The organism is Pseudomonas sp. M47T1 (assembly GCF_000263855.1).
Taxonomy (GTDB): Bacteria; Pseudomonadota; Gammaproteobacteria; order Pseudomonadales; family Pseudomonadaceae; genus Aquipseudomonas.
The window spans coordinates 1-508 of record NZ_AJWX01000072.1 but is presented as its reverse complement, the minus strand read 5'-3'; the positions used below and the strand labels follow the sequence as shown (position 1 = coordinate 508).

1 pseudogene is annotated in these 508 nt (G+C 64.0%); it reads right to left on the bottom strand.

What is annotated here, in order from left to right:
- Window positions 1–508 (bottom strand): annotated as a pseudogene (locus tag PMM47T1_RS28490) (DUF2875 family protein); the annotation flags it as partial.

The following is a 508-nucleotide window of genomic DNA, read 5'->3' as shown; positions in this document are numbered from 1 at the left end:
TACACCACGGCGCTGACGCCACCGTCCAGGTAGCTGGCGATGGTGGCAAGGTTGATTTGCACCAAGGGGCTGCTGACGCCGGTCTGGCCCAGGCGGCGGCCGATGTCGTAGCCTTCGTTGACGTTGTTCAAGTCCAGGCCCTCGTCGTCGGTGTTGAGCAGATTGAGCGCCTGGGTCAGGGCGATCACGCCGTTGATATTATCGGTGCTGTCGTAGAACACGCGCACGGGGCGGGCGGCGGTGGGCAGGGTTTCCAGGGCGTCGGTCCAGGCGCTGGCGAGGCGTTTGGCTTGCTGGGCCGGTTTGAGCAGGACGCCCTCGTCGTTGCGCAGGCTGATGGTGATGGGGCGGTGCAGATGGCCGAGCAACGGCGCGGCTTCGAATTCTTTTACCTGATGCTTGGCCCAGCGTATGGGCAGCCACTTGCTGGGGTGGAAGTCGGGGCTGCGATAATCGGGGTTGTCCCATATGAAGCGTTCCAGCTGGCGGTGCCAGTACTCGCGCGAAA